Here is a 16,067-nt window from a genome sequence, read left to right on the forward strand (position 1 = left end):
CGCGCCACCCCCCGCTGCCTCAGTTCTCAGGCAAGTGCCTGGCCCATACGGCGGATCGCGTCGATCTTAACGCGAAGCGGGTTCCAGTCGTCGCGCTCGTCGATCGCCGACCAGATCGCCTCGACCTCGTCGATCAGCATCGAGCAAGGTTCGGTATCCGACCAATAGGGATGATCTCGATCCTTGCGCGCAGCATAGGACTGGAGCCGGCTTCGCAGTTCCTCGAACTCGGCGCCGTCGGGTGGGCGACTGCCGAAATGATCCTGGAAGAATCGGTCGATCGGAACCTGGCTGTCGCGCAGCCCCCGCTCGAGCGCCTGTACCAGCGCGAGGTCGCTGGCCCCGTCGCGCGGTTTGACGCCCAACCGCCAGAGCATCGCTTCGATCACGCCCGCCTGATAGCGGTCACCGAACGTCTCCAGCGTCGCAATCAGCGGATCGGACTCGGCGATCAGCCGCAGCGATACGGCCAGCTGCATCACGTCCCAGTGGATAGCCTCGGGCTGGCGACCAAAGGCGTACAGGCCGTTCTGATCGAAATATGCGGCGGTGAAGGCCACGTCCCAAGTCGGCGCGAACCGCCAGGGACCATAATCGAAGCTCTCCCCGGTCAGGTTGATATTGTCGCTGTTGAGCACGCCGTGGACGAAGCCGGCAGCCATATATTGCCCTGCCAGCCGGGCGGTGCGGGCGACCGCCTGATCAAGCAACTGGATGGCCGGCTCCGCGCCCGGGGTCTCGCGGTAGAGATTGCGGAGGACGTAATCGGTCAGGCGCCGGAGCGACTCCTCGTCCTGATGATAGGCCGCGCGCTGGAATGCGCCGATGCGGATATGGCTGTGGCTCAGCCGGACCAGCACCGATGAGCGGGTTGGGGAGGGTTCATCGCCCCGGTGAAGCGATTCGCCGGTCTCGATCAGCGAGAAGCTGCGCGAGGTGCAGACGCCCAGTGCCTCCAGCATCTCGGTCGCCAGGATCTCGCGCACGCCGCCCTTGAGCGTCAGGCGACCATCGCCGAAGCGGCTATAGGGAGTCTGCCCCGACCCCTTGGTCCCCAGATCCATCAGGCGGCCGCTGTCGTCGAGCATCTGCGCGTACAGGAAACCGCGCCCGTCGCCGATCTCCGGATTGTACACGCGAAACTGATGGCCGTGATAGCGCAGCGCCAGAGGCTGTTCGAGGCTGCCCGGCAACGGCTCGAACCGGCCGAAATGACGGATCCATTGCTCGTCGCTCAGCGCGTCGAGGCCAATGGTTGCGGCCGCCCGGTCGTTGCGAAAGCGCAGGATCGCCTGCGGAAAGTCGGCAGGCCGAACCGGGTCGTAAAGCGCGGGTCCGAGTTCGAGGATCGCCTGTTGCGGAGAGAAGTCCATGCGGCGATATGGGGGTCGATGGGTGAACGGCGCAACAGCTACACGGACGGCTTCTGGTGGTCGAAGGATGGAATTCGGCTGCATTATCGCGATTATCCAGGCCGCGACGACCGGCCGCCGATCGTCTGTTTTCCCGGCCTGACGCGCAATGTGCGGGATTATGAGGCGGTAGCGGAGCGGCTGGCGGGGGAGTGGCGGGTGCTGCTTGTCGAGTTCCGCGGGCGCGGCGAGAGCGGTTATGCCAAGGACCCGATGACCTATGTGCCGCTGACCTATCTCCAGGATGTCGAGGCACTGCTCGACGAACTGAAGATCCCGCGGTTCGTCGCCATCGGTACGTCGCTGGGCGGGATCGTCACCATGCTGCTGGCCGCGACCGACCGCGAGCGGGTGGCGGGTGCGGTGCTGAACGATGTCGGACCCGAACTCGATGCCAGCGGGCTTGCCCGCATCCGCACCTATGTCGGCAAGGCGGTCCAGCATCCGACCTGGATGCATGCGGCGCGCGCGGTCGCCGAAGGCAATGGCGATGTCTATCCCGGCTACAGGATCGAGGACTGGCTGCGCATGGCGAAGCGGCTCTATCGCCTCAACAGCCAGGGGCGGATCGTCCTGGATTACGACATGAAGATCGCCGAGCCGTTCCGCGTCCCCGGCAACGAGGCCGGGCCGGACATGTGGCCGACGATCGATGCGCTGAAGGGCAAGCCGTTGCTGGTGGTGCGTGGCGCGCGGTCCGATATCCTGAGCGAGAGGGTGGCGACGCAGATGGTCGAGCGGGCACCGGGCGCGAAACTCGTCACGGTGGCGGATGTCGGCCATGCGCCGACACTGGAGGAGCCCGAGGCGGTCAAGGCGATCGATATGCTTCTGGCGAAGGTCGCGAAGCTGCAACCGGCCGCCTGACCCTGGCGGTACGGGATGACGGGGGCGAATTTCCCCGTTAAGCGCCCGAACTCATGTCGATCCACATCCTGCATCTGCATTCGAGTTTCGACCTTGGCGGCAAGGAAGCACGCTCGGTCCGTCTGATGAATGCCTTTGGCGACCGCGCCCGGCACACGATCGTGTCCTCGATGCCCGACCAGCTCGGCGCCCGGGACGCCATCGCGCCGGGGGTGAAGTACGAGATTGCGCAGGATCCCCCGCTTCTGACGGGACGCCCCTCGGCCCGCCGCTACGAATCGATCGCCCGGTTCATGCGCCGCTTCGACCTGGTGCTCAGCTATAATTGGGGTGCGATCGATGGCGCGATGGCTGCCCGGGTCTTCGGCAAGGGCGTGCCGCCGCTGGTCCATCATGAGGACGGCTTCAATGCCGATGAAGCGTTTCGCCTCAACCCGGTGCGCAACACCTATCGCAAGATCGCGCTGAAGGCGGCCAACGGACTGGTCGTGCCCAGCCGGATGCTCGAATCGATCGGCTATCACCAATGGGGCGTGCCGATGGATCGGCTGCGCTACGTGCCGAACGGTGTCGCGACCAAGGACTTCACGCGTAAGCCCGATGCGAATGCGCTGCCGATGCTGAAGCCCAAGCCGGGCGAGGTCGTCATCGGCACGGTCGCCGGGCTGCGTGAGGTCAAGGACCTGCCGATGCTGGTCCATGCCGTTGCCGGGATGAACACGCGGATGAAGCTGGTCATCGTGGGCGAGGGGCCGGAGCGCGGCGCGATCCAGACCGCGATCGAAGCGATGGGGCTCGATGGAAAGGTCATTCTGACGGGCTTCGTTCCCGATCCGCACCGCTATCTCGGCCTGTTCGATATCTTCGCCTTGTCGTCTAAGAGCGCGCAGGCCCCGCTGGCCGTGCTGGAGGCGATGGCGGCCGGTCTGCCGATCGTCGCGCCGGCCATAGGGGATATTGCGACGATGGTATCGGACCTGAACCAGGTCTATCTGGTCCAGGATCGCAATGCGGTGGGTATCCGCGACCGGATCGAAATCCTCGCCCAGCACCCGCACGAGCGCGAGCGGGTGGGCAAGGCGAACCAGTCGAGGGCTCAAGCGTTGTTCGACGAGGCCGGGATGATCCGATCCTATGCCGAGATATATTCTCAAGCGGTCGGCCGGCCCGGAATCCTGGGCTGACGGATAATCCTCGCATCGCGAGGGCAATGCGGCTAGCGTCGCGCGCGTTTTAGGTTGGAGGAAAAGTGTTCAAGGGTCTTAAGCCCATCATGTACGGCGGTCGTGAAGTCTGGCCGCTGATCGAAGGTGGCAAGGGTGTCGCGGCGACCAATCACGCAAGCGCGGGGGCATGGGCAGCCGCGGGCGGGATCGGCACGGTCAGCGCGGTGAACGCCGACAGCTACGATGCCGAGGGCAAGATCATCCCGCAGGTGTACAAGGCCCTGACGCGGCGTGAACGTCATGAGGAACTGATCGCCTATGCGATCGAAGGCGCGGTCCAGCAGGTCAAGCGTGCCTTCGATATCGCCGGCGGCAAGGGCGCGATCAACATCAACGTCCTTTGGGAAATGGGCGGTGCCCAGCGCGTCCTGCACGGCGTGCTCGAGCGGACCCGCGGCCTGGTGGCCGGCGTGACCTGCGGTGCGGGCATGCCCTACAAGCTCAGCGAGATCGCTGCTTCCTACAACGTCAACTATCTGCCGATCGTCAGTTCCGGCCGCGCCTTCCGCGCGCTGTGGAAGCGTGCGTACAGCAAGGCGGCCGACTGGCTGGCGGCGGTGGTCTATGAAGATCCCTGGCTGGCGGGCGGCCATAACGGCCTGTCCAATGCCGAGGATCCGCTGAAGCCGCAGGATCCCTATCCCCGCGTCAAGGAACTGCGCGCGGTGATGCGCGAAGGTGGCATTTCCGACGACGTGCCGATCATCATGGCCGGCGGCGTCTGGTATCTGCGCGACTGGAACGACTGGATCGACAATCCAGAGCTGGGCTCGATCGCGTTCCAGTTCGGCACGCGCCCGCTGCTGACCCAGGAAAGCCCGATCCCGGCCGGCTGGAAGTCGAAGCTGATGGAAGTCGAGCCGGGCGACGTCCTGCTGCACCGCTTCTCTCCGACCGGATTCTACTCTTCTGCGGTCCGCAATCCGTTCCTGCGCAACCTCGAGGCGCGCAGCGAGCGGCAGATCCCCTTCTCGACGCAGGAAGCGGGCGACCACACCTTCCAGCTCGATGTCGGGGTGAAGGGCAAGAATTTCTGGGTCACGCGCAACGACCTGCTGCGCGCACGTGAATGGTATGGCCTGGGCTATACCTCCGCACTCAAGACCCCCGACAATACGCTAGTCTTCGTCACCACCGAGGAACAGGGCATCATCCGCAAGGACCAGGCGGATTGCATGGGCTGCCTCAGCCAGTGCGCCTTCTCGTCCTGGGCGGACACCGAGACCAACTCGACCGGACGCCTGGCCGATCCGCGCAGCTTCTGCATCCAGAAGACGCTGCAGGACATCGCCCATGGCGGGCCGACCGACGAAAATCTGATGTTCGCCGGCCACGCCGCCTATAATTTCAAGCGCGATCCCTTCTATTCGAACGGGTTCGTGCCGACGGTGAAGCAACTGGTCGACCGGATCCTGACCGGCGACTGAGTCCGGAGCCCCTCTTCCGATCGGGAGAGGGGCGCCTGATGGCTCACGCCAGGATCAGAGCCAGCCTTCGAGCACCTGATCGGGCGGGCGGTCCCCGCCGGACCACATGCGGATGTTGAGCACCACCTTGGCGCCCATCGCCTCGCGCGCCTCGAACGTCGCGGCGCCGAGGTGCGGCAGCAGGATGACGGTGTCGAGCGCCACCAGCCGCGGATCGACCTGCGGCTCGTCGACATAGACGTCGAGGCCGGCACCCGCGATCCGCCGGTCCTGCAGCGCGCCGATGAGCGCCTCGGGATCGACGATCTCTCCGCGTGCCGTGTTGATCAGCCAGCCATCCGGCCCGAGCAGGTCGAGCCGCCGCGCGTCGATCAGATGTTCGGTCGTTGCCGTGTGCGGCGTATGGATCGTCAGGATGTCCGCCGCCTCGACCAGGCTGTCGAGCGTGGCATGCCAGGTTGCGCCGAGCTGTCCTTCGAGCACGGCAGGCACCCGGTGGCGGTTGTGATAGTGGATCTGCAGCCCGAATGCGCGGGCGCGGGCGGCGACGGCCTGACCGATACGCCCCATGCCGAGAATGCCGAGCGTCCGCCCGCCGATGCGATGGCCGCGCATGCTGGTCGGGCTCCAGCCGGTCCATTTGCCGTCGCGCACCAGCTTGTCGCCCTCGACCAGGCGGCGCGGGGCGGCCAGGATCAGCGCCATCGCGATGTCGGCTGCGTCCTCGCTCATGACGCCTGGCGTGTTGCTGACCACGATGCCCCGAGCCTGCGCAGCCTTCAGGTCGATATGGTCGACGCCCGCTCCGTAATTGGCGATCAGCTTCAGGCGGTCGCCCGCGCGCGCGATCAGGTCGGCATCGATCACGTCGGTAACCGTCGGCACCAGCACGTCGCATTCGGCGACGGCGGTTTCCAACTGCGCCCGGTCGAGCGGGACGTCCCCGCGGTTCAGCGAGACGTCGAACAGCTCTCCCATCCGCGCCTCCACCTTGTCGGGAAGCGCGCGCGTTACGATGACCCTGGGTCGCGAAGGCCGGGCAGAACTGGTCATGGCGATGGATTGGGCCGGACAGGGAGGGCAGTCAACGGGTTGAAGCGTCGCCGCCGCTCGGGCTAAGCACGGGAACGGCTTTTTTCGGGGGTTTCAGACATGCGGCTCGGTAGCTCGATCATCCTCGGCGTTGCGGCGCTGGGTCTGATGACGCTGGGCGCCGGCGAGGCCTGGGCACAGCAGCGCAAGCCGCCCTATTTCGCCTCGATCACCGCAGGCAAGGCGCGGATGCGCACCGGGCCGGGGCGCAACTATCCCGCAAGCTGGCTGTATCAACGGTCTGACCTGCCGATCCGGGTGATCGATATCTATGGCGAATGGCGCAAGGTGCAGGACCCGGACGGGACCGAAGGCTGGATGCAGGTCAACCTGCTGAGCGACAGGCGCACGGCGATCGTCACCGGTCAGATCGTCGAACTGCGTGCCCAGCCGCGATCCAGCGCCAAGGTCAATTGGCGGGCAGCGCCCGGGGTGGTGGGGCGGATCAGCCGCTGTTCGGACGGCTGGTGCTATTTCGATGCGCGTGGCCGTGGCGGCTATGTCGAACAGTCGCGGATCTGGGGAACCGAACCCAACGAAACCGTGCCGTGACGGGGCCGCGGCACTGCCGATGATCCCTGATGCCTCCTGGCCGATGCTTCTGGGTACGCTCGGCGCGGTGTTCGGCAGTTTCATCGCGACGCTGGCGATCCGCTGGCCCCGCGCCCGATCCATCGCGGGAGCGAGCCGGTCGGCATGCGACAGTTGCGGCAAGCCGCTTCGCCCGTACGAACTGGTCCCGATTCTGAGCTTCGCGATGCTGCGCGGCCGATGTTCGGCATGCGGTGCTCCGATCCCGGTCAGCCATGCCGTCACCGAATTGCTCGGCGCCGGCATCGGTATCGCCTGCGGGCTGGTCGCGCCGGGTATCGAAGGTGTGGCCGGCGCCGTGTTCGGCTGGCTGCTGCTGTCGCTTGCGGCGCTCGACCTAGCTGCCTTCTGGCTTCCCAATATCCTAAACGCGGCGCTCGCAGCGACCGGATTGATCATCGGGCTCGCCGGCATCGGAGCACCGCTTCCCGATCGGCTCATCGGTGGAGTGGCTGGCTATGCCACGCTGATGGCGGTCGCGGCGGGATATCGCGGCCTTCGCGGGCGCGAAGGGCTGGGCGGTGGCGATCCGAAACTGTTCGGCGCGATCGGGCTGTGGCTCGGCTGGCAGGCCTTGCCGCTGGTGCTGCTGGTCGCCTGCATGATAGGTTTCGGGGCGATCGCAGCATTGAGGCTTGGCGGGAAGCCGATGGGCATGCAGGATCGGCTTCCACTGGGCGTCATGCTCGCGGCGGCGGCCTGGATGACCTGGCTCGGCCAGATATGGGAGGGGATGGGGTGATGCGCGATATCCTGGAGCGTCAGCGTGCGGCATTCATGGCGGAATTGCCGGTGCCGATCGAGGCCCGACGCGACAGGTTGAAACGCGCGATCGCGATGATGTCGGACAATGCCGACCGGTTCTGCAACGCGTTGAGCGAGGATTTCGGCCACCGCAGCCGCGAACAATCGATGATCACCGACATCATCGCGTCGATCTCGCCGCTGAAGCATGCGCTGAAGCATGTCGGGAAATGGGCGAAGTCGGAACGCCGGCCGGTCATGTTCCCGCTCGGACTGTTGGGCGCGAAGGCGCGCATCGACTATCAGCCCAAGGGCGTGGTCGGCGTGATCGCGCCGTGGAACTTCCCGGTCAATCTGGTCATGAGCCCGCTAGCCGGGGTCTTCGCCGCCGGCAATCGCGCGATGGTCAAGACGAGCGAGTTCACCCCGGCCGTCGCGGCGCTGTTCGAGGAGCTTTCGGCCCGCTATTTCACGGTCGAGGAACTAGCCTTCGTCAGCGGCGGGCCGGAGGTCGGCAAGGCGTTTTCCGAGCTTCCCTTCGACCATCTGCTGTTCACCGGCGCGACCGGCATCGGTCGCCACATCCTCCATGCCGCGGCCGACAATCTGACGCCGGTCACGCTGGAACTGGGGGGCAAGTCTCCGGTCATCGTCGGCCGGTCGGCGGATCTGGCGCAGGCGACCGAACGGGTCGTGCTGGGCAAGATGATGAACGCAGGTCAGATCTGTCTGGCGCCCGACTATATGCTCGTGCCCGCCGAGCGCGAGGGCGAGGTAATCGACGGGCTGACCCGCGCCGCCTCGAGGCTCTATCCGACGGTGCTCGGCAATCCCGATTACACCTCGATCATCAACGACCGGCATTTCGAGCGCCTGTCGACCTGGATCGACGATGCGCGGGCAAAGGGGGCCGAGGTGATCCGGGTCGATCCGGCGAGCGAGGATTTCGCTGGGTCCAATGCGCGCAAGATGCCGCTTCACATCATCCGCGGCGCGACCGACGACATGACGGTGATGCAGGAGGAGATTTTCGGCCCGATCCTGCCGGTGCGACGCTACGACACGATCGACGATGCCGTCGCGGAAGTGAATCGGCGGGATCGGCCGCTGGCGCTCTACTATTTCGGAACCGACGCTGGGGAGCGGGGCAGGGTGCTCGACCGCACCATCTCCGGCGGCGTCACTACGGACGATGTGATCTTCCATGTCAGCATGGAGGAATTGCCCTTTGGCGGCATCGGGCCGTCGGGCATGGGCGCCTATCACGGCAAGGCTGGTTTCCAGACCTTCAGCCATGCCCGCAGCGTCTATCGCCAGCCAAGGATCGACGTCGCGAAGCTGGCCGGGCTCAAGCCGCCCTATGGTGCGGCCACGCGCAAGGCGATCGCGCGGCAGATGAAATGAGGGGCGGAGAAGCGCCGACGGACTAGGGGGACAGGGCCGCCGGCGCTTCCGCCAGATCGCACGATGGCGCCACGCATGAATAAAAAAATGGCCGCCCCGAAGGACGGCCTTGGAAAGTCTTAGGAGAGGATGCCTGAAAGGCCCGATCTTTGTGCAACGCAGCGGATCGTTCCGCAAGTGCGAAATGTTACCGGTAGCATTGCAAAATCTGCAATCGTGATCGGTTGCAGTTGCAACGACCTGATCTGACGGGAACATAGGGGCATGCCCACCACGCTGAAACTCGATGAATTTCTCCCGTACCGCCTGTCCATCGTCTCCAACCTCGTCTCCGATAAAGTGGCCGATGCATATCGGGCGCTGTTCGGCCTAAAGATATCCGAATGGCGGCTCGTTGCAGTTCTGGCCGAGGATGGAGCGATGAGTCAGCAGGCGCTTTGCGGGCGTACTCATATGGACAAGGTCACCGTCAGCCGCGCCGCGATTGCGCTGGCGGATCGCCGGCTGGTCGATCGAGCGCCCAATCCCGAAGATCAACGCTCGCACCTGCTGGCTCTCAGTGACGAGGGGTGGCGGCTCTATGAACAGATCGCGCCGAAGGCGCTGGAAATGGAGCGCAGGATCTTCGCCGGCATCGATCCCGAGGAACTCCACAGGTTTCGCGAGATGCTCGATCGGATCCAGCTTGGCGCGGAGGCCTTGCGCGGGTGAAACTTGCCCAACTCTGCAAGTCTCCTTTGAAATGAAGGGCTTGCAAAAACCCCGGACCCAATTCGGGTCTGGGTCGTTACGGAGGCGGGGATGTCCGTCCATACGGCATCCGAGGGAGGCGTGAGCGGGTCGGTTTGAGCGGGGTCAGCTATAAGGGAATTTGCGTTGCGGCGCTTGCCGGCGCGGCGTTGCTGCCGGGGATCGCCTGTGCCCAGATTGCGGATCCGGGCGCACCGGGGCAGGGCGCGCCGCCATCCTCCCCATCGCCTGATCCAACGCGACAGACGCCGCAGGACGTCATCGTGCCTGATGCCACGTTCGAAGCGGCCCTGCCCAAGGTGGACGACGATTTGAACGCACCGCTCAGCGCATTGCCGCAGAACGCGCCAGCGGCGGATGACGCACTCGCCGAACTGGGCCGATCGCTTGCCGAAACGCTGGAGGCGATCAAACCGGAAGAGCCTGAATTCGCGGCGGAATTGCCTCCGCTCGATCAGTTCAAGCTGGATCCCCCGACCCAGATTGCGGGGGTGAAGGACAGCAAGAGTGTCGTAATCTTCTACAATTGGAGCGCAACGGGTCTCGACGCGATCGATGCCGAGGATCGCTTCCGCGAACTCTCCGCGCTGCGCCGAGGCAAAGGCAAGGCCGCCAATGCCGCGATGGTCAACGCGCGAGCTGTCGAGGACGAGAAGCTCGCGGTGCGGCTAATGCAGTCGCTCGGCTATTACGACGCCACCGCCATCTCGACGGTGGAGCAGAGCGCCGGGAACCGGCGCCAGCTGTCGGTCACCATCACCGCAACGCCCGGTCCGTTGTACAAGCTCGGGGCGGTGGACATCGACGCGGCGCCTGCGACACCGGCCGACCTGCTCACCAGCAACCTGCCGCTGAAGACCGGCGACCCGCTGGAAGCGGAGCGCGTTCAGGCCGCAGAGGCCAACCTCAGTCTGAAACTGCCGCAAAATGGCTATCCGTTCGCGGATGTCGGCGACCGCGACATCCTGCTCGATGACGACACCCATATTGGCGACTATACGCTGCCGGTCACCCTTGGTCCGCGTTCCAGTTTCCGGGGGTTCCAGACCACGGGACGCCGTCAGGTGTTCGACATCGATCACCTCAACATCTTCGCGCGGTTCCGTCGGGGTGACCTCTATGACAGCCGCAAGGTCGACGATGTGCGCGAGGCGCTGATCGCGACCAGCCAGTTCTCGACCGTCTCGGTCGAGCCGGTCCGCACCGGCGAGATGGCACCCGATGGAACCGAATATGTCGATCTGCTCGTCCGTCAGGTCGCCGGGCGTCCGCGGACACTGGCCGGTGAACTTGGCTACAGCACCGGGCAGGGGATCCGGTTGCAGGGCAGCTGGACGCACCGCAACCTCTTCCCGCCCGAGGGCGCGCTGATCGGCACCGGCGTGATCGGCACGCAGGAACAAGGCGCGACGGCAACCTTCCGCCGCTCGAACTGGCGCCAGCGCGACCGGACGCTCAGCTTCTCGGTCGGCGCCAATCACAGCGACTTCGATGCCTATGAGAGCTTCACCGGTTCGCTGACTGCCCGCGTCTCCTATGATTCGACCCCGATCTGGCAGAAGCGCTGGACCTATTTCTACGGGTTCGAGATCGTCGGCTCGAACGAGGACCGGTATAATTTCAACATCGGCGCGCGCGATCGCGGCACCTGGCTGATCGCTGCGCTTCCGACCTTCCTCGGTTATGACCGGTCGGACGACCTGCTGAACCCGACTCGCGGGTATCGGATCAAGGCGAATGTCAGTCCCGAGACGTCGGTGCGCGGCGCGGCGCGGCCCTATGCCCGACTGATGCTGGAGGGCACGGCCTATTATCCGATCACCAGCAGCATCGTCCTGGCGGGACGTGCGCGGGTCGGCTCGATCCCCGGCATCGACCGCGACGACCTGCCGCCCTCGCGGCGTTACTATGCCGGCGGCGGCGGATCGGTCCGCGGCTTCGGCTATCAGGAACTGGGTCCGCGCTCGCCAGACGGTCGCCCCGTGGGTGGTCGCAGCTTCAACGAATTCGCGATCGAGGCGCGCTATCGCTTCGGCAATTTCGGCATCGTTCCGTTCATCGATGCCGGTCAGGTGTATGACGGTGTCGCGCCGACCGGCAAGGATATCCGCTTCGGCGCGGGCATCGGTGGCCGGATGTACACCAATTTCGGGCCGTTGCGCGTCGACGTGGCGACGCCGATCAACCGCAAGCCGGGTGAATCGCGCGTGTCGCTCTACATTTCGATCGGACAGGCATTCTGATGGCGACCGACGAGCCCCAGACGCCCGCGACGACCGAGCCCGTTGATGAGAGCCCGACCGAAACCATCATAATCCGCGAGCGGCGCTCGGTCGCCGGCCGCATCGCCAAATGGCTGGGCATCATCATCGCCGTCCTGGGCGTGCTGGTCGTCGGCGTGATGCTGGGCATCAACACCGGTCCGGGACGTGACTTCCTCGCGCGGCAACTCAGCAACTATACGCTGGAGTCCGGGCTGAATGTGCGCGTCGGCCGGATCGACGGATCGATCTACGGCGCAATGGTGCTGCGCGACGTCCAGGTCCGCGACAGCAAGGGAATTTTCGCGTCCGCTGACGAGATCGCGCTCGACTGGCGGCCTTTCGAGTTTCTCTCCAATCATGTCGATATCCGATCGCTGACCAGCCCGTTGGTGCGGCTTGACCGGTTGCCCGAGCTGAAGGCCACCCCGACCGATCCGAACGCGCCGACCCTGCCCAACATCGCGATCGACATCGCACGGCTGGACATCGCGCGGATCGAGATCGGCACCGCGGTGACCGGCCAGCGGCATATCGCCATGCTGAAGGGCAAGGCGCATCTGGCGGGCGGACGCGCGCAGATCGACGCGGATGCCGGCACGCTGAGCGGCCCCGGCGTTGCAGGCGGCGACCGCGCGCTGGTGAAGATCGACGCGGTCCCGGACCGCAATCAGCTCGACATCGACATGCGCGTGAACGCGCCCGCTGGCGGCTTCATCACCGGACTGGCCGGCCTCGACAAGCCGGTGACCTTCGCCCTTGGCGGCAAGGGTAGCTGGAGCAACTGGAACGGCAAGGCAGTGGGGACGCTGGGCGGCGAGACGATCGCCGACATGAACGTCGCGGCACGTAGCGGCACCTACAGCATTCGCGGGACCGCCAACCCTGGCCTCTACATAAAAGGTCCCGTCGAGCGACTGGGCGCTCCGCGGGTCGATGTCGCGCTTGACGTGGCGTGGAATGATCGCCGGGCCGACACCAAAGTGCATCTGCGTTCCAGCGCGATCGACGTCACCGCCAATGGCATGCTGGACTTTGCGCAGAGCCAGTTCGGAAATTTTCGAGCCGAGGCGATGCTGCTGACGCCGGGTGCGATCGCCGAGAATGTCAACGGCCGCGACGTCCGTTTCTCGATGCTCCTGAACGGTCAGTTTGCGCGTCCGGTGGTCGATTACAAGCTGCAGGCCGCGTCACTGGGCTTTGGCGAGATGCGTGCCGAGCGGCTTTATGCCGAAGGCAAGGCGCGCGTCGATGCGGACCGTATCCTGGTGCCGGTCAAGGCGCGCGCCGCGCGCGTCGCCGGCCTGAACGCCGCCGTGGGCGGGCTGGTCACGAATCTGACGATTGACGGTGATCTCGCCATTTCCGGCGACCAGATCCTGTCGGACAATCTCAAGCTGCGGTCCGACCGGATCGCGGCGACCGCGGTCGTTGTCGCCGACATCAGCGAAGGCCGATACACCGGCGCGCTGAAGGGCCGGGTCAATGATTATGAGATCGACGGCATCGGTGTCGTCAATCTGACGACCGATGCCAAGCTTTACGCGGCGCCCGGCGGCGGCTGGGGCATTCGCGGGCAGATCGCAGGGCAGAGCGCCCGCATCTATAGCGACGGCGTGCGCGAGTTCCTGGGCGGCAATGCCGTGGCGTCGGCTCAGGTGGGGTTCGATCAGAACGGGATCATCACCTTTTCGAACGTCCGGATGACCGCGCCCAAGTTCCGCGTGACCAACGGCTCTGGTCGCTATGATCCAAAGGGCGCGCTGACGTTGAACGCGGACGCAGTCTCGACCGAATATGGTCCGATGAGCGCACGAGTCACTGGATCGCTCACCGCGCCGACGATCGCGCTTCGCGTCGCCCGGCCGGGGCTCGGGGTCGGCCTGGTCGATCTCGAGGCGGTAATAAAGGGAACGCCCAGCGGCGCCTATGCGGTCGAGGCGAAGGGCGGCACCAACTACGGTCCGTTCACCGCCAACGTCCTTATCGAGACGGCAAACCGTCTTGCGGTCGAGATTCGATCCGCGCGCTTTGCCGGTATGGACATCACGGGCCGCATTCAGCAGACCGCGGCAGGTTCGTTCGAGGGGCGGGTCGACTTCTCGGGATCGGGCGCGAACGGCAATGTGCGGCTGTCGGCTCAGGGTCAGCTTCAGCGGGCCGATTTCGATGCCCGCGCCACCAATGCGCAGATCCCCGGAATGGCGGCGCTGACGATCGGCCGCGCGATCGTGACCGGCAGCATCGTCCTGGCCGACACGCCGGAAATCGTCGCGGACGCTCAGGTGGCTGCGCTTCGCAGCGGCGCGTTCACCGTCAAGACGGCGCGCGTGAAGGTGAACTACAAAGGCGGCAACGGCACTGCCCAGGCCTATATCGACGGGTCGTCGGGCGTGCCGTTCAATCTGGCGGTCAATGCCAGGCTGAAGCCGGACGAGTGGCTGGTCGCGCTGAGCGGACGTGACAGCGGAGTGGGCTTCCGGACTCCGGACGGCGCGCCCGCGCGCATTGCGCTTGAACAGGAACGCTTCCGTCTGCTCCCGACGCGCCTGAACTTCGACCGCGGCACCGCGCGGATCGCCGGCACCTATGGCGACGGCATGTCGCTGCAACTTCGCGTCGATCAGGTCGATCTGGCCGTCGTGAACGCACTCGTTCCCGGACTGGGCATCGGCGGAAGTGCGACCGGAAGCGTCGATTTCGCCCAGGCCGAGGGCAGCGATTTTCCGACCGCGAACATGCGGATCGAGGTCGCCGACTTCACCCGTGCGAGCATCAGCCAGGTCTCCGAGACGGTGAACATGGTCGTGGTCGGCAAGCTGGGGCCGAGTGGTGCGGAAACGCGCGCGCTGATCCGGCGTGGTTCGACGACGGTCGGCCGGGTGGTCGCCGATCTGCGCCCGGTGCCCAGTGGCCCCGGAAGCTGGACGGAACGGCTGATGGCCGCGCCGCTCTCCGGCGGCCTGCGCTATAACGGCCCGGGATCGGTGCTGTTCTCGCTCGCAGGCCTGGCGAACCAGCATGTCGAGGGACCGGTCGGGATCGCCGCCGATTTCAGCGGCACGGTGCAGAGCCCCGACCTGAGGGGTGTCGTGAGGGCATCGAATCTCACCTATGAGAATGAGACCTTCGGCACGCGCCTGTCAAAGATGAGCATCGACGGGCGGTTCACCGACGACCAGCTGGTCATCAACGATATCAGCGCGGTCGCCGGCGATGGCACGCTGAAGGCGCGGGGAACGATCGGCCTGTCATCCAGCCAGGGCTTCCCGATGGACGTGACCGCTGATTTCAACAATGCGCGACTGGCGCGCAGCGAGGCGCTGGGTGCGACGGCGACCGGTCAGATCCGCGTGATCCGCGACAGCCAGGGCAATCGCATCCAGGGCCGTCTCAACATTCCCGAAGCCCGATACGAGATCGTTCTCCAGGGTGCCGCAGACGTGCCGGTGTTGACCGGGGTGCGGCGCAAGACCGATGTGTTCGAGACGCCGGAGCAGCGCGCCGAGGCGGAGAAGATGGGGTTGTGGAACCTCGACCTGCGCGTGTCGGCCGACAACCAGCTCTTCGTGTCCGGCATGGGCCTCGAGTCCGAATGGCGTGCCACCATGTTCGTTCGCGGGACCTCGGCTGCGCCGCGGATCACCGGATCGGCGGAAGTGGTTCGCGGAACCTATGAGTTTGCCGGGCGACGGTTCACGCTCACCCGAGGCAATGTGAGCTTCCAGGGATCGCAGCTGACCAATCCGACGATCGATATCGCCGCGACGACCACTGCCGAAGGCGTGACCGCCATCCTGAACATCTCCGGCACCGCGCAGCAGCCCAGGATCAGCTTCACCTCGACGCCGTCGCTGCCCCAGGAAGAGGTGCTGTCGCGGATCCTGTTCGGCAGTTCGGTGACGAATCTGTCGGCGGTCGAGGCGCTTCAACTGGCATCGTCGCTCAATTCCTTGCGCGGCGGCGGTGGCGGCCTGAACCCGCTGGGCAAGCTGCGCTCGGCGACCGGGATCGACCGGCTGCGCGTGCTTGCCGCGGACGACAAGACCGGGCGCGGCACCGCGCTGGCGGCCGGCCAGTACATTACCGACGATATCTATATCGAAGTGATCACCGACGCCCGGGGCTTCGCCGCGACCCAGCTGGAAGTGGCGCTGACCAAGTCGCTGTCGATCCTGTCGCAGACCGGGTCGTTCGGCGGGTCGAGCGTCAGCCTGCGTTACTCCCGTGACTATTGAGTTGCCGCGGACACGCTTTTGACCTTGGCTGCGCTGCTTACACCTGTGTAAGCAT

11 protein-coding genes are annotated in these 16,067 nt (G+C 65.6%); 9 read left to right on the forward strand and 2 right to left on the reverse strand.

What is annotated here, in order from left to right; translation table 11 throughout:
* Positions 1–26: 26 nt before the first annotated feature.
* Positions 27–1,373 (reverse strand): protein adenylyltransferase SelO, encoded by a 1,347-nt coding sequence (locus tag ACZ1H8_RS19040; protein ID WP_465178796.1) that lies wholly within the window; start codon positions 1,371–1,373, stop codon positions 27–29.
* A gap of 18 nt (positions 1,374–1,391) precedes the next feature.
* Between ACZ1H8_RS19040 and ACZ1H8_RS19045 the strand changes: the two genes are divergently transcribed.
* The 3 genes from ACZ1H8_RS19045 to ACZ1H8_RS19055 all read left to right on the forward strand — a co-directional run bounded on the left by ACZ1H8_RS19045 (position 1,392) and on the right by ACZ1H8_RS19055 (position 4,932).
* Positions 1,392–2,279, forward strand: a complete 888-nt coding sequence (locus ACZ1H8_RS19045) for an alpha/beta fold hydrolase (RefSeq protein ID WP_465178797.1) — start codon at positions 1,392–1,394, stop codon at positions 2,277–2,279.
* Positions 2,280–2,332: 53 nt separating this feature from the next.
* A complete protein-coding gene (locus ACZ1H8_RS19050; protein WP_465178798.1) occupies positions 2,333–3,463 on the forward strand; it encodes a glycosyltransferase in 1,131 nt (376 codons plus the stop codon).
* 65 nt (positions 3,464–3,528) lie between these two features.
* Positions 3,529–4,932, forward strand: a complete 1,404-nt coding sequence (locus ACZ1H8_RS19055; protein WP_465178799.1) for an NAD(P)H-dependent flavin oxidoreductase — start codon at positions 3,529–3,531, stop codon at positions 4,930–4,932.
* A 54-nt stretch (positions 4,933–4,986) separates the two neighbouring features.
* Here the strand turns inward: ACZ1H8_RS19055 and ACZ1H8_RS19060 are convergent, their stop codons facing one another.
* Positions 4,987–5,985 (reverse strand): 2-hydroxyacid dehydrogenase, encoded by a 999-nt coding sequence (locus ACZ1H8_RS19060; RefSeq protein ID WP_465178800.1) that lies wholly within the window; start codon positions 5,983–5,985, stop codon positions 4,987–4,989.
* Positions 5,986–6,084: 99 nt separating this feature from the next.
* Between ACZ1H8_RS19060 and ACZ1H8_RS19065 the strand changes: the two genes are divergently transcribed.
* The 6 genes from ACZ1H8_RS19065 (at position 6,085) to ACZ1H8_RS19090 (ending at position 16,012) form a co-directional block, all read left to right on the forward strand.
* Positions 6,085–6,576, forward strand: a complete 492-nt coding sequence (locus tag ACZ1H8_RS19065) for an SH3 domain-containing protein (protein ID WP_465178801.1) — start codon at positions 6,085–6,087, stop codon at positions 6,574–6,576.
* A gap of 19 nt (positions 6,577–6,595) precedes the next feature.
* Positions 6,596–7,357, forward strand: coding sequence for a prepilin peptidase (locus tag ACZ1H8_RS19070; protein WP_465178802.1), 762 nt, complete (start codon positions 6,596–6,598; stop codon positions 7,355–7,357).
* Complete coding sequence (locus ACZ1H8_RS19075) at positions 7,357–8,763, forward strand: coniferyl aldehyde dehydrogenase (protein ID WP_465178804.1); 1,407 nt, start codon at positions 7,357–7,359, stop codon at positions 8,761–8,763. Before ACZ1H8_RS19070 ends, ACZ1H8_RS19075 begins: the two co-directional genes overlap by 1 nt.
* Before the next feature lie 264 nt (positions 8,764–9,027).
* Positions 9,028–9,474, forward strand: a complete 447-nt coding sequence (locus ACZ1H8_RS19080) for a MarR family winged helix-turn-helix transcriptional regulator (RefSeq protein WP_465178805.1) — start codon at positions 9,028–9,030, stop codon at positions 9,472–9,474.
* A gap of 299 nt (positions 9,475–9,773) precedes the next feature.
* The gene (locus ACZ1H8_RS19085) at positions 9,774–11,756 is read left to right on the forward strand and encodes an autotransporter assembly complex protein TamA (RefSeq protein ID WP_465181424.1); all 1,983 of its coding nucleotides are present in this window, start codon (positions 9,774–9,776) and stop codon (positions 11,754–11,756) included.
* Positions 11,756–16,012 (forward strand): translocation/assembly module TamB domain-containing protein, encoded by a 4,257-nt coding sequence (locus ACZ1H8_RS19090; protein WP_465178806.1) that lies wholly within the window; start codon positions 11,756–11,758, stop codon positions 16,010–16,012. The genes ACZ1H8_RS19085 and ACZ1H8_RS19090 overlap by 1 nt, the downstream gene beginning before the upstream one ends.
* The last annotated feature ends 55 nt before the right edge of the window (positions 16,013–16,067 follow it).

Source organism: Sphingomonas sp. BL-S-25, from assembly GCF_055521555.1.